The organism is Streptomyces lavendofoliae (assembly GCF_014649735.1).
Taxonomy (GTDB): domain Bacteria; phylum Actinomycetota; class Actinomycetes; order Streptomycetales; family Streptomycetaceae; genus Streptomyces; species Streptomyces lavendofoliae.
The window spans coordinates 1-20,699 of record NZ_BMTP01000003.1 but is presented as its reverse complement, the minus strand read 5'-3'; the positions used below and the strand labels follow the sequence as shown (position 1 = coordinate 20,699).

General features: G+C 73.3%; 17 protein-coding genes, 4 tRNA genes and 1 other RNA gene. 8 read left to right on the top strand and 14 right to left on the bottom strand.

The features are described from left to right. Positions 1-119 precede the first annotated feature (119 nt). The 5 genes from IE109_RS05715 to IE109_RS05695 form a co-directional block, all read right to left on the bottom strand. Complete coding sequence (locus IE109_RS05715) at positions 120-1,487, bottom strand: MFS transporter (protein ID WP_189549652.1); 1,368 nt, start codon at positions 1,485-1,487, stop codon at positions 120-122. A gap of 140 nt (positions 1,488-1,627) precedes the next feature. Beyond that, a complete protein-coding gene (locus IE109_RS05710; protein ID WP_189549651.1) occupies positions 1,628-2,914 on the bottom strand; it encodes a dTDP-4-dehydrorhamnose 3,5-epimerase family protein in 1,287 nt (428 codons plus the stop codon). A gap of 128 nt (positions 2,915-3,042) precedes the next feature. Continuing rightward, positions 3,043-3,387 carry a hypothetical protein gene (locus tag IE109_RS05705; protein WP_189549650.1) on the bottom strand — a complete coding sequence of 115 codons (345 nt, stop codon included), beginning with the start codon at positions 3,385-3,387 and terminating at the stop codon, positions 3,043-3,045. A gap of 181 nt (positions 3,388-3,568) precedes the next feature. After that, entirely contained in the window at positions 3,569-4,477 is a 909-nt protein-coding gene (locus tag IE109_RS05700; protein WP_189549649.1) for a LysR family transcriptional regulator, read from the bottom strand. A gap of 97 nt (positions 4,478-4,574) precedes the next feature. Next, entirely contained in the window at positions 4,575-5,831 is a 1,257-nt protein-coding gene (locus tag IE109_RS05695; protein ID WP_189549648.1) for an ATP-grasp domain-containing protein, read from the bottom strand. Between the two features lie 106 nt (positions 5,832-5,937). Between IE109_RS05695 and IE109_RS05690 the strand changes: the two genes are divergently transcribed. Continuing rightward, complete coding sequence (locus tag IE109_RS05690; RefSeq protein WP_189549647.1) at positions 5,938-6,414, top strand: tetratricopeptide repeat protein; 477 nt, start codon at positions 5,938-5,940, stop codon at positions 6,412-6,414. A gap of 212 nt (positions 6,415-6,626) precedes the next feature. On the opposite strand, the gene IE109_RS05685 is transcribed toward IE109_RS05690, so the two are convergent. Further along, positions 6,627-6,714 (bottom strand) — tRNA-Ser (locus IE109_RS05685). A gap of 119 nt (positions 6,715-6,833) precedes the next feature. Here IE109_RS05685 and ffs point away from each other — a divergent pair. The 6 genes from ffs (at position 6,834) to IE109_RS05655 (ending at position 15,634) form a co-directional block, all read left to right on the top strand. Beyond that, positions 6,834-6,928, top strand: an RNA gene (gene ffs, locus IE109_RS05680) — signal recognition particle sRNA small type. Between the two features lie 64 nt (positions 6,929-6,992). Next, on the top strand, positions 6,993-9,260 hold the full coding sequence (locus IE109_RS05675; protein ID WP_189549646.1) for a DNA polymerase III subunit gamma and tau: 2,268 nt from the start codon (positions 6,993-6,995) through the stop codon (positions 9,258-9,260). A 61-nt stretch (positions 9,261-9,321) separates the two neighbouring features. Further along, positions 9,322-10,572 carry a phosphoribosylamine--glycine ligase gene (gene purD / locus IE109_RS05670; RefSeq protein ID WP_189549645.1) on the top strand — a complete coding sequence of 417 codons (1,251 nt, stop codon included), beginning with the start codon at positions 9,322-9,324 and terminating at the stop codon, positions 10,570-10,572. Positions 10,573-10,875: 303 nt separating this feature from the next. Continuing rightward, a complete protein-coding gene (locus tag IE109_RS05665; RefSeq protein ID WP_189549644.1) occupies positions 10,876-12,789 on the top strand; it encodes a hypothetical protein in 1,914 nt (637 codons plus the stop codon). A gap of 145 nt (positions 12,790-12,934) precedes the next feature. Beyond that, complete coding sequence (locus tag IE109_RS05660; protein WP_189549643.1) at positions 12,935-14,395, top strand: N,N-dimethylformamidase beta subunit family domain-containing protein; 1,461 nt, start codon at positions 12,935-12,937, stop codon at positions 14,393-14,395. A 339-nt stretch (positions 14,396-14,734) separates the two neighbouring features. Continuing rightward, complete coding sequence (locus tag IE109_RS05655) at positions 14,735-15,634, top strand: phosphoribosylaminoimidazolesuccinocarboxamide synthase (RefSeq protein ID WP_189549642.1); 900 nt, start codon at positions 14,735-14,737, stop codon at positions 15,632-15,634. Between the two features lie 45 nt (positions 15,635-15,679). On the opposite strand, the gene IE109_RS05650 is transcribed toward IE109_RS05655, so the two are convergent. From IE109_RS05650 to IE109_RS05615, 8 genes are all read right to left on the bottom strand, one after another. Continuing rightward, positions 15,680-15,752 (bottom strand) — tRNA-Gly (locus tag IE109_RS05650). A 21-nt stretch (positions 15,753-15,773) separates the two neighbouring features. Continuing rightward, positions 15,774-16,388: a response regulator transcription factor gene (locus IE109_RS05645; RefSeq protein ID WP_189549641.1), complete on the bottom strand. Its 615-nt coding sequence runs from the start codon at positions 16,386-16,388 to the stop codon at positions 15,774-15,776. Continuing rightward, a complete protein-coding gene (locus IE109_RS05640; protein ID WP_189549640.1) occupies positions 16,385-17,677 on the bottom strand; it encodes a sensor histidine kinase in 1,293 nt (430 codons plus the stop codon). Before IE109_RS05640 ends, IE109_RS05645 begins: the two co-directional genes overlap by 4 nt. A gap of 21 nt (positions 17,678-17,698) precedes the next feature. Next, a complete protein-coding gene (locus IE109_RS05635) occupies positions 17,699-18,457 on the bottom strand; it encodes an ABC transporter permease (RefSeq protein ID WP_189550088.1) in 759 nt (252 codons plus the stop codon). A gap of 13 nt (positions 18,458-18,470) precedes the next feature. After that, a complete protein-coding gene (locus IE109_RS05630) occupies positions 18,471-19,379 on the bottom strand; it encodes an ABC transporter ATP-binding protein (protein ID WP_189549639.1) in 909 nt (302 codons plus the stop codon). A gap of 175 nt (positions 19,380-19,554) precedes the next feature. Beyond that, positions 19,555-19,627, bottom strand: a tRNA-Gly gene (locus IE109_RS05625). Between the two features lie 84 nt (positions 19,628-19,711). Then, positions 19,712-19,783: transfer RNA gene (locus tag IE109_RS05620), tRNA-Gly, on the bottom strand. A 134-nt stretch (positions 19,784-19,917) separates the two neighbouring features. Beyond that, positions 19,918-20,283, bottom strand: coding sequence for a histone-like nucleoid-structuring protein Lsr2 (locus tag IE109_RS05615; RefSeq protein WP_189549638.1), 366 nt, complete (start codon positions 20,281-20,283; stop codon positions 19,918-19,920). Between the two features lie 340 nt (positions 20,284-20,623). Here IE109_RS05615 and IE109_RS05610 point away from each other — a divergent pair. Next, positions 20,624-20,699 (top strand): phosphoribosylformylglycinamidine synthase subunit PurS (locus tag IE109_RS05610; RefSeq protein ID WP_189550087.1); only part of this gene is annotated, 76 nt, incomplete at its 3' end.

The following is a 20,699-nucleotide window of genomic DNA, read 5'->3' as shown; positions in this document are numbered from 1 at the left end:
GCCCTTCCGATACTGGTGGTGGGGGTTCCCGAAGCCGTCCCCTTCCCTTCCCCCGCCTTCTCTGGGGACGGTACCGAGCGGCCGCCCGTACGTCAGGAGGGCCGGTCGGGAAGGACCGGTCAGGAAGGGGTCGGCGCGGTCGCCCGCTCCTTCTCCTCCAGCGGGTCCGCCGTCCGGCCGGCCGCCGCCGTGCCGTGGTCCCGCGCATCGCCGTCCGCGTCCGCCCGGCCGGCCTTCGCGTCCGGCCCGTCGGGGCGCAGTGCCCGCAGGTCCACCCACCGCACGGTGGCCAGCGTCAGCAGGACGGGGAGTACGCCGCCGAGCACGAACAGCCAGACCATGAAGTCGCGGTCCGGGCTCAGGCCGGCCAGCACCGCCGAGAGCGGGACGAGCGCCAGGGAGCCCAGCCAGTCGATGCTGATGACCCGGCCCCGGACGGCGTTGGGCACGGAGGTCTGCACCAGCGTGGACCAGTACACGTTGCCGACGGTCGAGAAGAAGCCGTACATGGCGCCCAGTGGCAGCAGCATCCAGAAGGACGGTACGAACACCATCAGCGCGAGCGGGGCGGCACCGGCCGTCCAGGCGAGCAGCATCCGGCGCGGGTAGTCACGGGGCGGCTTGCGCGAGGCGAGCACCAGCGATCCGACCACCGCGGCGATCCCGGTGACCGCGATGAGCGTGCCGTAGTCACGGGCGTCGCCACCCAGGTCGTTGTGGATGACGAACGGCAGCAGGATCTGTCGCGGCCCCGACTGGAGAAGCAGGACCACGCCGGACCAGACGATCAGGACCCACAGCCAGCGCTCGCTGAACAGGTAGCGCAGCGCCTCGCGGTACGGAACACCGTCCGCCTCGGCCGTCGCGTCCCCTTCCCCGGCGGTGCCGGCCGACCGGGGCACGAGGATCATCGCCACGCACAGGGCCGCGACACCGAAGCTGACCGCGTTCAGCACGATGATGCTGAGCGCGTCGATCAGCGAGATGAGCAGCCCGCCCACCGCCGGGCCGACCATGCGGACGGCCAGCGACCGGACGACCGACTCCATCGCGTTGGCCGCGTGCAGGTCGTCCTTCGGCACCAGGTCGGGGGTGAAGGCGTCCGACGCCGGGCCGCTGATGGCCGCGGCGGCGCCCAGGACGAAGGCCGCGCCGACCAGCTGCCAGATCTGCAGGCTGCCCGTCACGTGGACGACGGCGAGTGCGGCGAGCACGGTGAAGGCGGCCGTGTACGACCAGCCGATGACCAGCTTGCGCGGGTACCGGTCGGCGAGCGCGCCCCCGATCAGCACGCAGGAGATGAGGCCGACGGACTCGGCGCCCACCACCATCGCCAGGTCGGAGCTGTTGCCGCCCAGCTCCATCGCGACCCACGGCAGGGCGACCAGCCAGACGCCGTCCCCGAGCATGCTGATGACGAAGGAGATGAAGAGCAGGCGGTAGTTCCGGTGCCGCAAGGGCGCCAGTGACGTGGACAGGGACAGCATCGGATTCCCAACTCCGGTAGGGCACCTGGGGGGTGAGGACGGGGCAACGCGTGGCGCCGTGGACGCGGCCGGCGTCGTCGCGGCGGCCGCGCCCACGGTCGTGGGAGGGGTGGGAGGACCGGCTCGGGCAGGGGCCGGGGTCAGGAGGCGGCGGAGACCTTCCTGCGCAGGGCGACCCGGATCTCCTTGCCGTCCCGGCCCTTGATCATCATTACGGACGGTGTGGAGTGGGTGACCGGCATCTCCCGCAACCGCTTCTGGTCGGCGACCCTGGCCTCGTAGTACTCGCGGCCCGCCGGCACGGTGTTGGCCCGCAGGGAGGGGATCGGTCGCTTGGGGACCGGCCAGTCGATGACGTCGTTGCCCGGCTGGTACTCGCTCCCGTCCTCGGGCAGGAGGGTGCGCGGCCGGTTGATCGTGTAGACGTTCTCCAGGTGCTCGAAGGCGTGGCCGACTCCCGGCGGGATCAGCAGGTAGCGCTCGGGGTCGGGGAAGAACCGGTAGGCGATGTCGGCCCCGTACGTCGGCGAGTCCACCCGCGTGTCGATGAGGTGGAGGGTGACCTCCTGGTCACGGGGCCCGGCGAAGGTCAGCCGGTCCTCCTGGCCCAGGTGGATCCCGTACGCGTCGTGGGTGTAACCGGTCTCGCCGTGGTCGATGAAGTAGAGCGGGTGCCGGTCCAGGAGGGCGGAGAAGCCGGACTCCGGGCCGGACGAGATCACCGGGTGCCGCACCCATCCGACACCGAACACCTCGGCCAGGGGCTCCCAGTTCTTCCGCTCGTCGCGCTGGAGGAGCCGGCGCAGTTCCACCCGGCGGACCGTGCCGTCGGCCAGCCGCACGTCGCGCGTGACGGGGTACTCGTACGCCACCTTGGGGATCATGGCGCGCTGCTGGGCGGCGACCATGTCGTACCAGAGCTCGCTCGCCGCGTGGGAGTTGGGCCTGTACAGCGGCAGGTCCTCGTCGGCGACGTCCAGCGGGAGGTTGATGATGTCCGCGTCGGGCTGCCAGTCGAGGGTGCCGTGCACCCATTCCTCGGGATCGGGCAGGAAGAGCTCGTACGAGTTGATGGTGTTGACGTACTCCAGGCCGTCGAACGTGTGGGCCACGCCCGGCGGGATGTAGAGCGCCCGGGCGGAACCGGGGGCCCAGGTGTGCTCCTCCCTGACACCGGCCGTCGGGGAGCCCTCGCGGCAGTCGATGAAGTGTCCGGTGACCGTTCCGGTGCTGGGGCCGAGGAAGGTCAGGACGTCCGCCTGGCCGAGGTGGATACCGTAATGCCCATAGCTGAATTTTGTTTCGCCGTGGAATACGAGAGTCGCCGGCCGCAGCGTCGGAAAGGGGACGACATAGGAATCGTTCCCGTTCTCGATCCGCCAGTTTTCCTGCCAGCGCAGTCCATCAATGGAGAACGACTCGTTCACAATGTCCCTCTTTCTTTCGTCGTGTCGACCGGTGGTGGGGCGGTGGCCGGAGGGGCCCGGTGGGCGGTTCCGGGGCGGCCCGGTCCCGGACGCGAGGTCCGGGGCCGGGCCGTGCCGCCCCTGCCGTGTCAGGCGAGGATCTCGACCTCGTAGCCCGCTGCCTCGGCGGCGGCGCGCAGGTCCTCGATGGACGTGGTCGGGAGCTCGTCGAAGATCTCCGCGACGGCCGCCTGCTTGATGCCGGCCAGCGAGGCGGAGAGGCGAGCGGCCTGGTCGGCGCCCTCGAACTTGGTGAACGCCAGGTTCGTCAGCAGCGACTGCAGGGCCTCGTCGCCGGAGGCGGCGGCGTCGCGGAGCTTCGTCATGGTCTCGTCGTCCACGCCGCTCCAGTCGGCGTCGAACCGGGCACCGGAGGCGTACAGACCGGTCAGCATCTGGTGGGCCTCGGTGGTGGTGATCGCCTTGTTGTTCATGGTCGACTCCTTTTTCGCCGAGCACGGTCACGGTATTTCCGCTGTGAGGGGCGGTCCGTGTTGGTGATGTGATTTCATCAGCCGGCGGGAGGCCGGTCAATGAATTCCTCATCGGCTTACGGCAATCTAGAATTCGGACATTCCGATGGGTCGGCTTCCGTGCCGGGAAAGTTTGGACGGTTCATGCCGCGGCGGCTTCCTGGTCCTCGGCGAGGACAGCGCGGGCCTGCTCGGCGAAAAGCCGCATCTCCCGGGTCGGGGAGGTACGGGGACGCCGGACGAGCTGGGTGAACACCTCGAAGGGCGGCCTCCAGGCCAGAGCGACGAGCGCGCCGGACTCCACGTCCTCCCGCACGGCGACGGCGGGCAGCAGCCCCACCCCGAGACCGGCCGCCGCCCACCGCTTGGTCGACTCGACCGTCCCGGACTCCAGCAGCGGCACGGGAGCGCCCGGCCGGCTGCGCGACTCCGTCTCCAGCAGCCGCCGGTGGCCGCGCCCCGACTCCGGTGCCAGCACCGGGACGTCCCGCAGGTCCGCCGACCCGACCCGCGCCCGACCCGCCAGCGGGTGGCCCGGACCGGTGACCGCGACGAGCGGCTCGGGCCCGAGGACCTCGCTGTCCACCCCGCGGTGCCGCGTCTCGGCCGACATCAGCAGGCCGACGTCGACCGTGCCCTGCCGCAGCGCGTGCAGGACCTCCGCCCCGGACCCCGGTCTGAGCACCAACTGGAGCCCTGGATAACGGTGGTGGAAGTACTCCAGGACGGGTGGCAGCCGGTAGGTGGCGAGTGTCTCCATGGTGCCGATGACCAGTTGCCCGGACGGCTCGGGCGGACCGGCCGTCGCGCCGCGCGCCTCGTCGGCGAGGGACAGCAGGCGCTCGGCGTAGGGAAGCAGACGCCGGCCGGCCGGGGTGAGCCGGACCTGCCGGCCGGAGAGCCGCTCGAACAGCTCCACCCCCAGCGAGTTCTCCAGACCTCTGATCTGTCCGGTGACGCTGGACTGCGCGTAGTTGAGTTCGGCCGCCGCACGGCTGAAGCTGAGCAGCGTGGCGGCCCTCTGGAAGGTCGTGAGCTGGCGAATGTCCACCTGTGGTCCGTCCTCCGGTTCGTTGCGTCCTGCTGACTTCCCTGGTCGACGTCGGTTGCGTTCCACGGGCCCGTACGCCTTCACGGACCCGTACGCCTCACGCGGTGCGTGCCGCTTCCGGGCGCGTTTCGTACGGAGCCCCCAGCAGCCGCCGCACGGTGGCCAGGTGCCGGGCCGCCTCCTGCGGCCCGTCACCCACGACGACCACCCGCGCGCAGGGGCCGGGCGGCGTCCGTGAGTTCGCGGGCCGGGTCCGTACGGTCACGGCACGGACGTACGGCAGGGCGCGGAGCGCTTCGGCCGCGGGGGTGCCGGGCGGACGGCCGGCGGGGAGCCCGACGAAGCCGGCCATGGCGGTGCGGCGGAGGGTGGGCGGGGTCAGAAGTCCGCCGGTGAGCGCCCGGAACGACTCCGTCTCCAGGTCGGTGCCGCGGGCCAGCTCCACGAGCAGGGGGATGCCGTCCCCGCCGAGGCCCGCGCGGGCGGCCAGGACGCGGGTCCCGTGCGGCGTCCGCACCACCGTGGTGTGCGTGGGACCGTTCTCGAATCCGGCGAGGTCCAGCAGCGCGCACACCGCCGACCGGATCTCCGCCTCGGCGCGGTCGCCGAGCGGCGCGGGATGGACGTGGGACACCGCCTCGAAACGCGGCGGGCCCGTGGTCCGGGTGGCCGTGACGCCGACGACCTGGTGCATCCCGTCGACGCTGAGGGTCTCCACGGCGTACTGGGGGCCGGGCAGGTACTCCTCGACGAGGAAGGGCCCAGGGGTGTCGCGGGCTGCCGCTTCCCGTTCCCAGTCGGCCGACCCGTACGGCCCCCGGACCAGCGTCGCGCCGCACGGGCCGGCCGCCCGGGCGGACTTGACCACGACGGGGGCTCCCCCGAACCGCGCCACGGCCCGCGGGACCGCGGCGGCGTCGGCGGCGCGCTCGGCCCGTACGCGAAGCCGGGGGTAGTCCCGTAACAGCTCCCGCATCGCGCCCCGGTCGCCGAGCGTCCGCACCGCGTCCGCGGGGTTGCTGCCGAGCCCGAGTGCCCCGGCCTCCGCGAGGACGGAGGCCGCCGCGCGGGCCCCGCCGAGATGCATCACATGGGTCACCCGGTGCTCGTGAGCGGTACGGGCGATGAGGGCCCGCAACCCCGCCTCGTCGTCCAGGTCGGCCAGCAGCAGCCGCTCGGAGTGCCGGGCCACCTCGTCGAGGTAGGCCCGCTCGCGCAGTGCCGGGTCCCACACCGACCACACGCGGCATCCGGCCGCGGCGGCCGTGCGTACGAGCCGGTCCGAGGGCAGCACCATCAGGACGCGCTCCGCGGACCGGGTGTCCGGCGGGTGGTCGGACGGGTTGTCCGTCATGGGCCGGCCTCCTCGATCGACTGCGGCGAGTCTGGCCGGAGGGCTTCCCGATCCGTTCCCTCATGGTTCCGGCCCCCCGGGAACCCGGTGCTGCGACGATGTGCGCATGAGCGCAACGGAAGACGACGGGCTCGAAGAGACCCGCCGCGAACTGCTGGACCTGGCCGCCCGCGACCCGGACGACGCGCGCGTGCAGTACCGCGCGGCCTGCGTCCACGACCGGCTGGGCCTGGAGGCGGAGGCGGTCCCCTTCTACGAGCGCTGCCTCGCCGGCACCGGCCTCCCCGACGAGGACCGCCGCGGTGCCCTTCTGGGCCTGGGCAGCACCTACCGGGTACTCGGCGAGTACGCCCGCGCCGTCGAGACCCTCCGCCGCGGCGTCGCGGAGTACCCGGACGACGGCGGCCTGCGGACCTTCCTGGCGATGGCGCTCCACAACACGGGCGACCACCACGAGGCCATGGGCATCCTGCTGGACCTCCTCGCCACCACGAGCATGGACCCCTCGGTCCAGCGGTACCGCCGCGCCATCGACCTGTACGCCAAGGACCTCGACGCCACGGTCGGGCCCCCCGCCGGCTGAACGCGGGGGGCCGGCCCGCCTTCCCGGACCGGCCGCCCGGGTCCGCGGCGCACGTCCGTCGGCGTCCGAAGCCCGTCAGCGTGACCGTGTGGTCGTCGTGGTCCGGCCCATGCAGCCGCACGAGGGCCGCGCGGACCGCGACGAGACCGGAAGACGTCGAAGGGCCCCACCGCGAACGGTGGGGCCCTTCGACATCGTGCCCGGTGAGGCACTGGCGGAGGATACGAGATTCGAACTCGTGAGGGGTTGCCCCCAACACGCTTTCCAAGCGTGCGCCCTAGGCCTCTAGGCGAATCCTCCGCCGCAAACAATACAAGACGTTGAGGAGTGCTCGCGAACCCGTTGCCCCGCCGCCGGCCCGAGGCGGCCGAGGTGGCCGGGGGGTGCCCCGGCGGGTCATGGCATCGGGTAGGCTGGGCGCAGCCCCTCACGTGGCGCTATCTGACTGAACTCCCCCAGGGCCGGAAGGCAGCAAGGGTAGGTCGGCTCTGGCGGGTGCGTGAGGGGCGCCTTGCGTCCGGGGCGGGGGTCCCGGTGGGCCGGGTCGATTGTCGGTGGGGCCCGATATCGTCGTAAGGGTGTCGTCCCTTGCGCTGTACCGCCGCTATCGTCCCGAGTCCTTCGCCGAGGTCATCGGGCAGGAGCATGTCACCGACCCGTTGCAGCAGGCCCTGCGGAACAACCGGGTCAATCACGCGTACCTGTTCAGCGGGCCCCGCGGGTGCGGCAAGACGACCAGCGCGCGGATCCTGGCCCGCTGCCTGAACTGTGAGCAAGGTCCCACGCCCACCCCCTGCGGGGAGTGCCAGTCGTGCCGGGACCTGGCCAGGAACGGGCCGGGTTCGATCGACGTCATCGAGATCGACGCCGCGTCCCACGGTGGTGTGGACGACGCCCGTGACCTGCGGGAGAAGGCATTCTTCGGGCCCGCGAGCAGCCGGTACAAGATCTACATCATCGACGAGGCCCACATGGTCACCTCGGCGGGCTTCAACGCCCTGCTGAAGGTGGTCGAGGAGCCGCCGGAGCACCTGAAGTTCATCTTCGCGACGACCGAGCCCGAGAAGGTCATCGGGACCATCCGGTCGCGTACGCACCACTACCCGTTCCGGCTCGTGCCGCCCGGGACGCTCCGGGAGTACCTGGGCGAGGTGTGCGGCAAGGAGCGGATCCCGGTCGAGGACGGGGTGCTGCCGCTCGTCGTGCGGGCGGGGGCCGGGTCCGTGCGTGACTCGATGTCCGTCATGGACCAGCTGCTGGCCGGCGCCGCCGAGGACGGGGTGACGTACGCCATGGCCACCTCGCTCCTCGGGTACACGGACGGCTCGCTGCTCGACTCGGTGGTGGAAGCCTTCGCCGCCGGGGACGGGGCCGCCGCGTTCGAGGTGGTCGACCGGGTCATCGAGGGCGGCAACGACCCCCGGCGCTTCGTGGCCGACCTGCTGGAGCGGCTGCGCGACCTGGTCATCCTGGCCGCGGTGCCGGACGCCGCCGACAAGGGGCTCATCGACGCGCCCGCCGACGTGATCGAGCGGATGCAGGCCCAGGCCGCCGTGTTCGGCGCCGCCGAGCTCAGCCGGGCCGCCGACATCGTGAACACCGGGCTCACCGAGATGCGGGGCGCCACCTCGCCCCGGCTCCAGCTGGAGCTGATCTGCGCCCGCGTGCTGCTGCCCGCCGCGTTCACCGACGAGCGGTCGCTGCTGGCCCGGCTGGACCGGCTGGAGCGCGGCTCGGTGGTCCAGGGCGCCGCGTTCCAGGCGACGGGCCCGGCTCCCGCCATGGGGTACGTACCGGGGCCCGAGGCCCACACCCAGGTGCCGCCCGCCGTGCCGGGCGGCGGACCCGCCACCGCTCGGGCGGCGGTACGGGGCCCGGGGGACGCCCCTGCTCCGGCACCCGCGCCCAGCCCCGCCCCTGCCGCTGTGCCCGCCCCCGCCGCCGCGCCCGCCGCGGCGCCCGAGCCGGGCCCGGCGCCCGCGCCCGCCGGCCCGCCCGCCGCGCCCCCGCCGGCCGCCACCCGTCCCGGCGCGTGGCCCTCCGCCGCCGCGCCCGGGTCCCAGGAGCCGGGCGGCCGCCCGGGCGCCTGGCCGTCGGCGTCGTCGGCGGCCCACCCCGGCGCCCCGGCGCAGCCGGAGCCCTCGGCGCCCGCGCCCGCGCCCGCGCCCGCGCCGGCCTCGGCCGCCGCGCCCGCGCCCTCCGCCGGGGCGGGGACGTCGCAGGGCGCCGCCCAGGTGCGGAACATGTGGCCGGACATCCTGGAGGCGGTCAAGAACCGCCGCCGCTTCACCTGGATCCTGCTCAGCCAGAACGCCCAGGTGGCCGGCTTCGACGGCACCACCCTCCAGCTCGGCTTCCTCAACGCCGGCGCCCGGGACAACTTCGCGAGCAGCGGCAGTGAGGACGTCCTGCGGCAGGCGCTCGCCGAGCAGTTCAACGTCCAGTGGAAGATCGAGGCGATCGTCGACCCGTCCGGCGGCTCCGCGCCCCCGCCCGCGTCCGGAGGCGGCGGCTACGGCGGTGGCCACGGCGGTGGCGGCGGGTACGGCGGTGGCGGCGGCTACGGCGGTGGCCGCCCGCCCGCGCCCGCGCCGCAGGCCGCCCCCGGCCACGTGCAGCAGGCACCCGCTCCGCAGGCCCAGGCGTCCCGGCCGTCCTCCGCGCCGCCCTCCGGTTCCTCCGCGCCCGAGCCCGCCCGGGCCCCGGCGGCCCGGCAGCCGGTCAGACCCGAGGACGACATGCCCGAGGACGACGACCCCGACCTCGTCGACTCCGCGCTCTCCGGTCACGAGCTGATCGTGCGCGAGCTCGGGGCGACGGTCGTGGAGGAATACACGAACGAGTAGCGGCACCGTCCTCGGCGGCCCGCACAAGGGGCCCATCGCCGCGCGGGCTACCCTGGCTCGCGTGAAGGTCCTCGTCATTGGCGGCGGCGCCCGCGAACACGCCCTGTGCCGCTCACTTTCCCTCGATCCCGACGTCACCGCTCTGCACTGCGCGCCCGGCAACGCCGGAATCGCGGAGGTCGCCGAGCTTCACCCGGTCGACGCCCTCGACGGCGCGGCCGTGGCCCGCCTCGCCACCGGCCTGGGGGCCGAGCTGGTCGTCGTCGGCCCGGAGGCACCGCTCGTCGCGGGTGTCGCCGACGCCGTCCGGGCGGCCGGTGTCCCCTGCTTCGGCCCCTCCGAGGAGGCCGCGCTGCTGGAGGGCTCCAAGGCGTTCGCCAAGGACGTGATGGCCGCCGCCGGCGTCCCCACGGCCCGCTCGTACGTCTGCACCACCCACGAAGAGATCGACGAGGCACTCGACGCCTTCGGCGCCCCGTACGTCGTCAAGGACGACGGCCTCGCCGCCGGCAAGGGCGTCGTCGTCACCGACGACGTCGAGCAGGCGCGCGCCCACGCCCGCTCCTGCGACCGCGTGGTCATCGAGGAGTACCTGGACGGCCCCGAGGTCTCCCTCTTCGCGATCACCGACGGCACGACGGTGCTGCCGCTCACCCCCGCCCAGGACTTCAAGCGGGCGCTGGACGACGACCAGGGCCCCAACACCGGTGGCATGGGCGCCTACTCGCCGCTGCCCTGGGCCGACCCGAAGCTGGTCGACGAGGTCATGGCGAGCGTCCTCCAGCCCACCGTGGACGAGCTGCGCCGCCGGGGCACGCCCTTCCAGGGCCTGCTGTACGCGGGGCTCGCGATCACCTCGCGCGGCGTCCGGGTCATCGAGTTCAACGCCCGCTTCGGCGACCCGGAGACCCAGGTGGTCCTCGCCCGCCTGCGCACCCCGCTCGCCCGTGTCCTGCTGCACGCCGCCAACGGCACCCTCGACAGCGAGCCGCCCCTGACGTGGCACGACGACGCCGCCGTCACCGTGGTGGTCGCCTCGCACAACTACCCGGGCACGCCGCGCACCGGCGACCCGATCGAGGGCCTGGACGAGGTCGCGGCCAAGGACGCGCCGCACGCGTACGTGCTCCACGCCGGGACCAGGCGGGACGGCGACGCGGTCGTGAGCGCCGGTGGCCGCGTCCTGTCCGTCACCGCGACCGGGAAGGACCTCGCCGAGGCCCGGGAACGGGCGTACGCGGCGGTCGGGCGCATCCGGCTCGACGGCTCCCACCACCGTACGGACATCGCGCGCAAGGCCGCCGGGGAGTGAACGCCGGAGCGCGGTGGGGAGCGAACCGGGCGGCCGCCCGGGGAGTGAACCGCGTACTGCGCTGAACCGTCTGCACCTTTGCCCAAAGCCATTCCATCGAGTGACGGCTGAGCCATCCGGATGACGCCTGCCGGTGCCCCAACTAGGGTGCCGCGCAGGCATTCCGGCACTTGGCCCACCGGCATTGCGATGTCAGTGGCGGGTGCCACAGTGGGGGAGTGACCAACACCGCCGCGAGGCAGTCCGCCGCAGGGCAGAAGGGGGTGACGTACGGCCGTGTCCGATTCCGGTACTCGTTTCGGGATGGGTGAGGAGCGGGGTGCGCGAGCCGCGTACGCCCACGCCCTGGCCGTGCTGCGGGTGCGCGGCAGGGCGCTGGCCGTGGCGCTGCTGCCGGCCGCCTTCGCCGTGGTGCTGCTGACCGGCGCCGCCACGGGCCACCTGCCCGGCGCAGGCTGGGACGCCGCCCGCTGGTCGGTGTCGGTGGTCGCGGCCGTGGCGCTGGTGGCCGGGGCGGCGGTCGCCACCGTGATCGTGCGGGCCCGGCCCGCACTGACGCCGACGGTGGAGATCCCCGAGGCGTCGGCCCCCGACCTGTACCGGATGGTGCGGGACCTCGCCGGGCGCCTGGACGTCCCCGTGCCGTCGGGCATAGCGCTCACCCCGGACTGCGACAGCTGGCTGGAGGACCGGACGCACCCGGCGCACGGCAGGCCGGCCGTGCCGGGCCTGCACCGTTCGGACACCCCGCCCGTCCTCGTCATAGGGTCGCCGTTCCTGTGGTGGATGAGGGTCGCCGAGCTGCGGGCGGTGCTGGCCCCCGTCGTCGCCGGCACCGGCCCGTCCGCGCACCCCGACATAGCGGCGGCCCGCCGTTTCGTCCGGGGCCTGGACGCGGCGGTCGCGGTGGCGGACCGGCCGGGCCTCGATCCGGTACGGCGCCTGGGCGCGCGGTTCGTCGGCGCGGTCGCGCGGGTGCTGCTGCGCGGCTGCCGGGGGCACGCCGCCGAGATGGAGCGGGGCGTGGCGGCGGCCGCGTCGGAGCGTGCGCAGGCGGTGGACTACGGCCTGCGGATCGTCGCCCAGGAGCAGGTCGGGCTGGCGTACGCGGGCTGGGACCGGCTGCTGACCCGGGTGGCCCTGCCCGCCTGGCGCATGGGCCGCTGGCCCTCCCGGCTGGACGCGGGCGTCGTCTCGGCGCTGACCGAGCTGTCGCGGCGCGACCGGCTGGCGGAGGGCTTCACCTCCCGGCTGGGCGAGCGCCCGGCGTGCGACCTGCTCGAAGAGCCCGGCCTCGTCGACGAGGCCACCTCGCTGCTGGCCGCCCGCCTCTTCCACGGCGGGCCCGCCGAGATGGGCCCCGACTGGGCCCCGGTGGACTGGCAGCAGTACCCGGACGAGGTCGTCGACCGCAAGTGGCGTACGGAGGCGGCGCGCCTCCACCGGGTGCTCGACCGTCTCGGCGTCGACCAGGACGCGGAGGCGACGCTGGCCCGGGTGATGGACCACCTGTCCACGACGCCCACCGGCGAGACGCTGGCCGCCGCGATCACGGCCGAGGTGTCCCGCGAGGCCGCGGCGGGAGCCCCGCTGCCCGGCGCGGAGCCGGGGACGCCCGCCGCGCCCGCGTCCGCCGCCGGCCCCGACGGCCCGGCACGGGCGCCGGACCCGCGGCCCGGCGAAGCCCCGCGGGACCCGCGGCCCTCGCAGGACCCGGCCGGTCCGCGCACCGCGCCCGCCCCCGAGAACCCGGGCCTCCCGGCTCCTGACCTCCCGGCTCCGGATCCCGCGCCCGCCCCCGAGGACCCAGACCTCCCGGCTCCGGATCCCGCGCCCGCCCCCGAAAACCCAGACCTCCCGGCTCCGGACCTTCCGTCCGCCCCGCCGCCCATATCCGTTCCCGGGGACATCGACCATGCCGCCTGGGGGCCCGGCGGGGACGCCCTCCCGCTGTTCCCGTTGCAGCCGCCCCGCAGCGGGCGCGAGCTGCTGGCCGATCACGTGACCGCCATGGTGTGCTGCGCCGCCGTCGACACCGCCGGCGCCGAACCGGGGCTTGACTGGCTCGACGGGCCGACCCTCCTCGTCGGTGGCAAGCGCCATCCCGACCTGGCTGCCCGGATCCTGAGCCTCATAGAGGACGCCGATCCGGAGCCGCTCCGGTCCTGGCTCACGACCGTCGGCGTACGACCCGAGAAGCCCGTGCGCCTCGTCTGAGCGCCGGACGACCGGCGCACCCGGAGCGGAATGCGACGATCCGTTCTCGCCGATTAGCGACGAACGGTGACGGACTGCGTGCGTTATGTGATGTGCTGGAGACCGGCACTGACAGTCGCGGGGGGATCGAGGGAGGGGCGCACCTATGGGGGCGGAGCAGATTCGGCGGTGGGAGTCCGGGGCCCTCGCGCACGCCGTCACGGACCCGTTCGGCCAGGGACCGCTGCCCTGGCTCCGCGGCAGCGAGCAGTACATCGGCGACACCGGCCAGGTCGTGCCCTGGTACGCCGACCCGGCCCTCGCGCGCGGCGGCCACGGCGGACCGCGCTCCGCCGACGACGTACGCCGCCAGATCAAGGGCTTCGCGTCCGCCGGCGCGGTGGCGCCCGGTGAGGCGATCGACTTCCACATCACGGTGGACCCGCCGCAGCAGTTCTCGGTCGACATCTACCGGATCGGTCACTACGCGGGCGACGGCGCCGCCAAGATCACCACGAGCCCCCGCCTCTCCGGCATCGTCCAGCCGCCCCCGCTCACCGCGGACCGGACCGTCTCCTGCCACCACTGGTGGCTGTCCTGGCGCCTCCAGGTCCCCTCCTACTGGTCGATCGGCGCGTACGTGGCGGTGCTCACCACCGTGGACGGCTACCGCTCCCACATCCCGTTCACCGTCCGCGACAGTCACCCCGCCGACCTGCTCCTTCTCCTGCCGGACATCACATGGCAGGCGTACAACCTCTACCCGGAGGACGGCCGCACCGGCGCCAGCCTCTACCACGCGTGGGACGAGGACGGCCGCCTGCTCGGCGAGGAGGACGCCGCCACCACCGTCTCCTTCGACCGTCCCTACGCCGGCGCCGGACTGCCCCTGCACGTGGGCCACGCCTACGACTTCATCCGCTGGGCCGAGCGGTACGGCTACGACCTCGCCTACGCCGACGCCCGCGACCTGCACGCGGGCCGCATCGACCCCGGCCAGTACCGGGGCCTGGTCTTCCCCGGCCACGACGAGTACTGGTCGGTGCCCATGCGGCGCACCGTGGAGCGCGCCCGCGACCAGGGCACCTCGCTGGTGTTCCTCTCCGCCAACACCATGTACTGGCAGGTCGAGCTATCGCCTTCCGCCTCCGGCGTCCCCGACCGCCTCCTGACCTGCCGAAAACGCCGCGGCCCCGGCAAGCCCGCCCTGTGGCGCGAGGTCGACCGCCCCGAGCAGCAACTGCTCGGCATCCAGTACGCGGGCCGGGTCCCCGAGCCGCACCCCATGGTGGTCCGCAACGCCGAGCACTGGCTCTGGGACGCGACCGGCGCCGGTGAGGGCGACGAACTGCCCGGCCTGGTCGCCGGCGAGGCCGACCGATACTTCCCGCGCACCGCCCTCCCCGAGCACCAGCGGCGCATCCTGCTCGCCCACTCCCCCTACCGGGACGGGGACGACCAGCTGCGCCACCAGGAGACCTCCCTCTACCGGGCCCCCTCCGGCGCCCTGGTCTTCGCCTCCGGCACCTTCGCCTGGTCCCCCGCCCTGGACCGGCCGGGTCATGTCGACCTCCGTATCCAGCGCGCCACGGCCAACCTCCTGGACCGCATCTGCAAACGGGACTAGAACGCAACCAGGAGTTCCGTTCCCGGCACCGCCCCGCCCCATCCCGCCCGACCCGCTCCGTCCCTCTCCCGACCCGCCCCGACCCACCGACCGGCCCGGCCCCGCCTCGCCCGGCCCGGGGGGCGGCGGTCCCGGGGAGGGTTCCGGAGGGCGGTTCCGGGCAGGTTCCGGGGGGGACGGCCACGGAAAGGCGCTCCGGGTCGTGCCCGGGGTCCCCTCCGGCTCATCCCGCAGAGATCCTTCCCGACCATCCCGTGCCGTCCGCGAGACCCCTGGCCAAAGCCCGGCCCCGCATGCGGGAGAATCGGAGCCGATTGGACAGAACCACGGGGAGGAACCGTGTCCGGATTCGTCGAAAAGCCCGAACCGCTTCAGGTGCCGGGCCTGGTGCACCTGCACACCGGCAAGGTGCGCGACCTGTACCAGAACGAGGCGGGCGACCTCGTGATGGTCGCCAGTGACCGCATCTCCGCCTACGACTGGGTGCTGCCCACCGAGATCCCGGACAAGGGCCGCGTCCTCACGCAGCTCTCGCTCTGGTGGTTCGACCGGCTCGCCGACCTCATCCCCAACCACGTCATCTCCACCGAGCTGCCCGCCGGCGCCCCCGCCGACTGGGCGGGCCGCACCCTGATCTGCCGCTCGCTGCGCATGGTCCCGGTCGAGTGCGTGGCCCGCGGCTACCTCACCGGCTCCGGCCTGGTCGAGTACGAGGAGTCCCGTACGGTCTGCGGACTGGCCCTCCCCGAAGGGCTCAGCGACGGCTCGGAGCTCCCGGCGCCGATCTTCACCCCGGCCACCAAGGCGGCCGTCGGCGACCACGACGAGAACGTGTCGTACGAGGAGGTCGCCCGCCAGGTCGGCGCCGAGACCGCCGCCCAGCTGCGCCAGTCGACCCTCGCGATCTACTCCCGCGCCCGCGACATCGCCCGCGACCGGGGGATCATCCTGGCGGACACCAAGTTCGAGTTCGGCCTCGACGGCGACGGCCTGGTCCTCGCCGACGAGGTGCTGACCCCGGACTCCTCGCGCTTCTGGCCGGCCGACACCTGGGAGCCGGGCCGCGCCCAGCCGTCGTACGACAAGCAGTTCGTGCGCGACTGGCTGACCTCGCCGGCCTCCGGCTGGGACCGCGGGAGCGAGCAGCCGCCGCCGGCCCTGCCGCAGCAGGTCGTGGAGGCGACCCGGGCGAAGTACCTGGAGGCGTACGAGCTGCTGACCGGCAAGACCTGGCAGTAGGAACGAAGAAGCCCCCCGGCCGACCGGCCGGGGGGCTTCCATGCGAGCGGACGACGAGGCTCGAACTCGCGACCTCAACCTTGGCAAGGTTGCGCTCTACCAACTGAGCTACGTCCGCATGCGCCGTGGCGCGAGACCACTATACCCAACCTCGCTCCCGGGCGAGACGCGCCGCCGTGTGACGGTTCTCGGCACCCAGCTTCGAGGCGGCCGACGACAGGTAGTTCCGTACGGTCCCGGGGGAGAGGGAAGCCCGCTCGGCGATCTCCGCGATCGGCGCCCCGTCCACCGCCAGCTCCAGCACCTCCGCCTCCCGGGCGGTCAGCGGCGAGTCCCCGGCGGAGATGGCGTCGGCGGCCAACTCCGGGTCGACGTAACGGTGTCCGGCGTGCACGGTACGGATGATCTCGGCGAGCCGCTGTGCGCTGACCGTCTTGGGCACGAAGCCCCGCACGCCCGCCGCGAGGGCCCGCTTCAGGTGGCCGGGCCGTCCGTGCCCGGTCACGATCATGGTGCGGCAACCGGGCAGTTCGGCGCGCAGCGATGTGGCGACCTTCACACCGTCGGCGCCCGGCATCTGGAGGTCCAGCACCGCCACGTCCGGCCGGTGCGCCCGCGCCATGGCGAGCGCCTCGGGCCCGGACGCCGCCTCGGCGACGACCACGAGATCGTCCTCCAGCCCCAGCAGGGCGGCCAGCGCGCCCCGTATCAGGTGCTCGTCGTCGGCCAGCAGTACGCGCACGGGGGCGGTCACCGCGCGGCCCCCGTGACGGACGCCGTCACGGCCGCCGAGACCGGCACCCGGGCCGTCACGCGGAACCGTCCGCCGCTCACCCGGCCCGCCTCCAGCGTGCCGTCCAGCGCGGCGAGGCGTTCGCGCAGCCCGGTCAGCCCCGTCCCGGCGCCCGACCCGGCGCCCGATCCGGGCGCACCGGGCCCGCCACCGGCACCCGACCCGGCGCCCGCACCACCGTCGGCCCCGTCGTTCTCGACCACCAGCACCGCACACCCCTCCTCCGCACCCAGCGACACGGACACCGACACCGAGCACCGCCGCGCGTCCCCGTGCCGCAGTACGTTCGTGGTGCCCTCCCGCACCACCCAGGCCAGCGCCGACTGGACCGGCGCCGGCAGCTCCACCGCCGCGGCCTCCACCGTGCAGGCGATCCCGGCCGCCGCCAACACGCTCCGCGCGCCCTCCAGTTCGGTGTGCAGATCGGCCTCCCGGTAGCCCCGGACCACGTCCCGCACCTCCCGCTGGGACTCCTGCGCGATCCGCTGCACCTCGGCCATCTGGTCCACCGCCGCCTCCGCCTTGCCCCGCCGGGCCAACTGCACCGCCAGCTCGCTCTTCAGCGCGATCACCGACAGGTTGCGGCCCATCACGTCGTGCAGGTCCCGCCCGAACCGCAGCCGCTCCTCCGCGACCGCCAGCCGCGCCTGGAGCTCACGCGCCGCGTCCAGCTCCCACACCGCCCGCAGCAGCCAGCCGGAGAACCCGCTGGTCGACGCGAGGAACACCCCGCCGATCAGGACACCGAGCGCGAAGCCGACCGCCTCGCCGCGCCGCAGCCCGAGCCCGAGGCCGACCACGGCGGTGCCGACCCCCGCGGCGAGCACCAGGCCGAGCATGTGGCGGGTCTTCGTCAGGCCCAGGACCACTCCGCCGATGCCGAAGGCCAGTACCCCCACCACCATGGTGGCGACGGCCTCGACGTTCTTCGGCCCGCCGAACCGGTACAGCGCCAGCGTCGCCACGGCGAGCACGCAGGACGCCACCCCGAAGACCACCATGAGCCGATCCGGACGGGCCCGCCGCCCCACGGTCCAGTCCAGCGCCCGGGACGCCAGCACACCCCCCAGTACGGAGTGCGCCGCCACCAGCAGGAACAGCCACCCGCCCAGCGGCGGGGCGGTCCGGCCCAGTACGCCCAGGCCGATCGAAGCCACTTCGAGCAGTACGAACAGGTGGTACGACCAGCGGGTGTAGAGCTCGACCTTCTCCGGGTTGCTGCGCCGGCTCCACCACCCCGTGATCCTCATGTCCCTACCCCCGCCCCCGTGTCAGCGCCGCGGCTCCCAGCGGAACCACCGCTGCACAGCAAACACCGAGATCACCGTCCAGGCCAGCGCCGTCAGCGCCGCCCCCGCCGACTCGCCGGCGCCGCCCCCGCCGCCCAGCCAGCCGGTCCGTACGAGCGTCATCACGCCGGACAGCGGCAGCAGTTCACAGACGGAGGCGAGCCTCTCCGGAAGCACCTCCAGGGGTACGAACAGCCCTGAACCCATCGCCGAGACCAGGAACAGCGGCATGGTGGTGATCTGCGCGCTCTCCACGGTGCGCGTGATCGCGGCCGTCGCCCCGGCGAGGGCGATCAGCATCACGATCCCCACCAGCACGCCACCGACGAGGAGTTCCGGCCGCGCCGGTGCGCGCACATCGAGCAGGACCGCGCCCGCCCCCACGATCAGCGCGCTCTGTGCCACCGCGAGCACGATCGCCGGCAGCGCGGTGCCGGCGAGGATCTCCCGGTCGGAGGCCTCCCCCGTCCGCAGCCGCTTCAGCACCAGCTCCTCACGCCGGGCCACGTACGCGGAGACGAGGTTGAGGTAGACGACGAGGATCAGCATCATCACCACGCCACCGCTGAGCGCCGCCTCCATGGCGTTCATGCCGGCCCGGTCCAGGCCGACCCGGTCCAGGGAGGACCGCAGTACCCCCACCATCAGCACCGGCATCAGCAGCGCCGTGAACAGCGCGTACCGGTTCCGGACGAGGAGCGTCAGCTCGGCTCGCCCCAGCGCGCCCAAGCGCGCCGTCATCGTGGTCGCCACGTCACACACCCACCGTCTCGTTCCGCGCGATGTCGAGGAAGGCCTCTTCGAGGGAGGCGGACCGGGCGTCGAGCCCTTCGAGTCGCACGCCCGCCTCACGGGCCCACAGCAGGAGGTCGGCGAGCGACTCCTGAAGGGTGTGGGTGCGGATCTCGACGTGCCGCCCGGTCGCGGCGGCCCGCAGCGACAGCGGCAACCGCGCGGCCGGGATCCCCTCGGGCAGGACGAACCGGATGCGCGAAGGGCGCGTGGCCGTCACCTCGGCGGGCGTCCCGGCCGTCACGATCCGGCCCCCGTGCATGATCGCCAACCGGTCGGCGAGCGCCTCGGCCTCCTCCAGGTAGTGCGTGGTCAGCAGCACGGTCGTCCCGGCCTCCCGCAGTCGGCGCACCAACGCCCAGGTGTCGCGCCGTCCCTCGGCGTCCAGCCCGGTCGACGGCTCGTCCAGGAACAGCACCTCGGGGTCACCGAGCAGGGCCAGCGCCAGATCCAGCCGCCGCTTCTCGCCGCCGGACAGCTGCTTGACGCGCACCCGGGCCCGGCCGCCGAGGCCGACCATCTCCAGCGCCTCCCCGGCCGGCCGCGCACCGCTGGTGCATCCGGCCCACATCCGTACGGTCTCGGCGACCGTCAGGTCAGCGGGGAACCCGCCTTCCTGGAGCATCACGCCGATCCGGGGCCGGACGGCGGCGCGTTCGGTGTACGGGTCGTGGCCGAGCACCCGCACGGTGCCGCCGCTCGGGCGGGCGAGCCCCTCGAGCAGCTCGACGGTGGAGGTCTTCCCGGCGCCGTTCGTACCGAGCAGGGCGAAGACCTCACCGCGCGACACGGAGAAGGTGATCCCGGTCACGGCCTCGAACCCCCCGGCGTAGCTGCGCCGGACGTCCTCCGCCTCAATCACTTGGGTCATGCCTCAAGGTTTCCGCCGGCCACCGCGCGCGGGCAGGTCGCGGTGTCACCGGATGCCGATGACAAATGTCATCGGTACGCCGGCGGGCACCCGGGGCCGACGACATCACGGGAAAGAAAAACGGAACGAAAACGACGAAGGCCCCGGTCATGATGACCGGGGCCTTCGTTCTCTGAGCGGACGACGAGATTCGAACTCGCGACCCTCACCTTGGCAAGGTGATGCTCTACCAACTGAGCCACGTCCGCAGTGCTGCCGCTCGGCTTTCACCGGGCGGTGCGAACACCACTGTACCTGATCCATTCCATGGGAGTGGACGGTACGTGATGCAGAGCGGGTGACAGGGATCGCACACTGCGCCTTCCCCCTGGAAGGGGGATGTTCTACTACTGAACTACACCCGCACGCTCCGTGAGGTTCGGGCCTTTCGGCCTTGCCCCTCGGCGTGATCCAAACTCTAGCGGATCACCCGGGGTGTCGCGCAACTCGACGGTGCGAGGGCCGTCCGGGCGGGCCCGTCCGGCCCCCCTCCGGCTCGTCAGCTCGCCTCGCGGAACGCCTCGTAGACCCGCTTCGGGATCCGGCCGCGCGCGGGGACGTCCATGTTGTGCGACTGCGCCCAGGCGCGGACCGCCGCCGGGTCGGGTTCCAGCGAGGTGCGTTTGTACGAGGAGCGCGGGCGCCCCTGGCCGCTCCCGCCGCCACCGCCGCCCACGCCGACGCCGCCGGCGGGCCGTCTGCGGGCGGCCGCCAGGTACGGGGCGAGGGTCTTGCGCAGTTTCTTTGCATTGGCAGGATTGAGGTCGATCTCGTACGTCTTACCGTCGAGGCCGAAGGTGACCGTTTCCGCCGCTTCGCCTCCGTCGATGTCGTCGAAGAGCGTCACCACTACGCGCTGCGCCACGGATATCGGTCCTTTCCCGGGCTGTTCCGCCCCTACCTGTCCGGCACGGCTCCTGCCGTGCTTGACGTGCGGCGATACCGGATTTAGGGCTGTTGAGGGGCAATGCTGCTTTCCTCTGTATTCCTTTGTACAGCGGATCGCCCGACATTGTGAAGCCCAGCCAATTGCATGCGCGTGTCCGACGGCAATGCCCGGGGCCATTCTTTTCCGGGATTTTTCCTGCCGGCCGACGGCGCGTTCCGCGGTCCATTTGTAGGGTCCTCCAGATGTCTACTCGCGTAGATTTTGGAGACAGGTACGCTGAGGGAACCGCCCACGCAACACACCACCGGGAGTGCCAGTGGCACGCGTCGTAGTCGACGTCATGCTCAAGCCGGAGATCCTCGACCCGCAGGGACAGGCGGTGCAGCGTGCAC

Excerpts from the sequence above, each read along its gene's own strand:
- IE109_RS05705 (WP_189549650.1), bottom strand. The coding sequence starts at position 3,387 with ATGAACAACAAGGCGATCACCACCACCGAGGCCCACCAGATGCTGACC.
- IE109_RS05660 (WP_189549643.1), top strand. The coding sequence starts at position 12,935 with ATGGGGGCGGAGCAGATTCGGCGGTGGGAGTCCGGGGCCCTCGCGCAC.
- IE109_RS05635 (WP_189550088.1), bottom strand. The coding sequence starts at position 18,457 with ATGACGGCGCGCTTGGGCGCGCTGGGGCGAGCCGAGCTGACGCTCCTC.
- IE109_RS05715 (WP_189549652.1), bottom strand. The coding sequence starts at position 1,487 with ATGCTGTCCCTGTCCACGTCACTGGCGCCCTTGCGGCACCGGAACTAC.
- IE109_RS05630 (WP_189549639.1), bottom strand. The coding sequence starts at position 19,379 with ATGACCCAAGTGATTGAGGCGGAGGACGTCCGGCGCAGCTACGCCGGG.
- IE109_RS05690 (WP_189549647.1), top strand. The coding sequence starts at position 5,938 with ATGAGCGCAACGGAAGACGACGGGCTCGAAGAGACCCGCCGCGAACTG.
- IE109_RS05640 (WP_189549640.1), bottom strand. The coding sequence starts at position 17,677 with ATGAGGATCACGGGGTGGTGGAGCCGGCGCAGCAACCCGGAGAAGGTC.
- IE109_RS05695 (WP_189549648.1), bottom strand. The coding sequence starts at position 5,831 with ATGACGGACAACCCGTCCGACCACCCGCCGGACACCCGGTCCGCGGAG.
- IE109_RS05665 (WP_189549644.1), top strand. The coding sequence starts at position 10,876 with ATGGGTGAGGAGCGGGGTGCGCGAGCCGCGTACGCCCACGCCCTGGCC.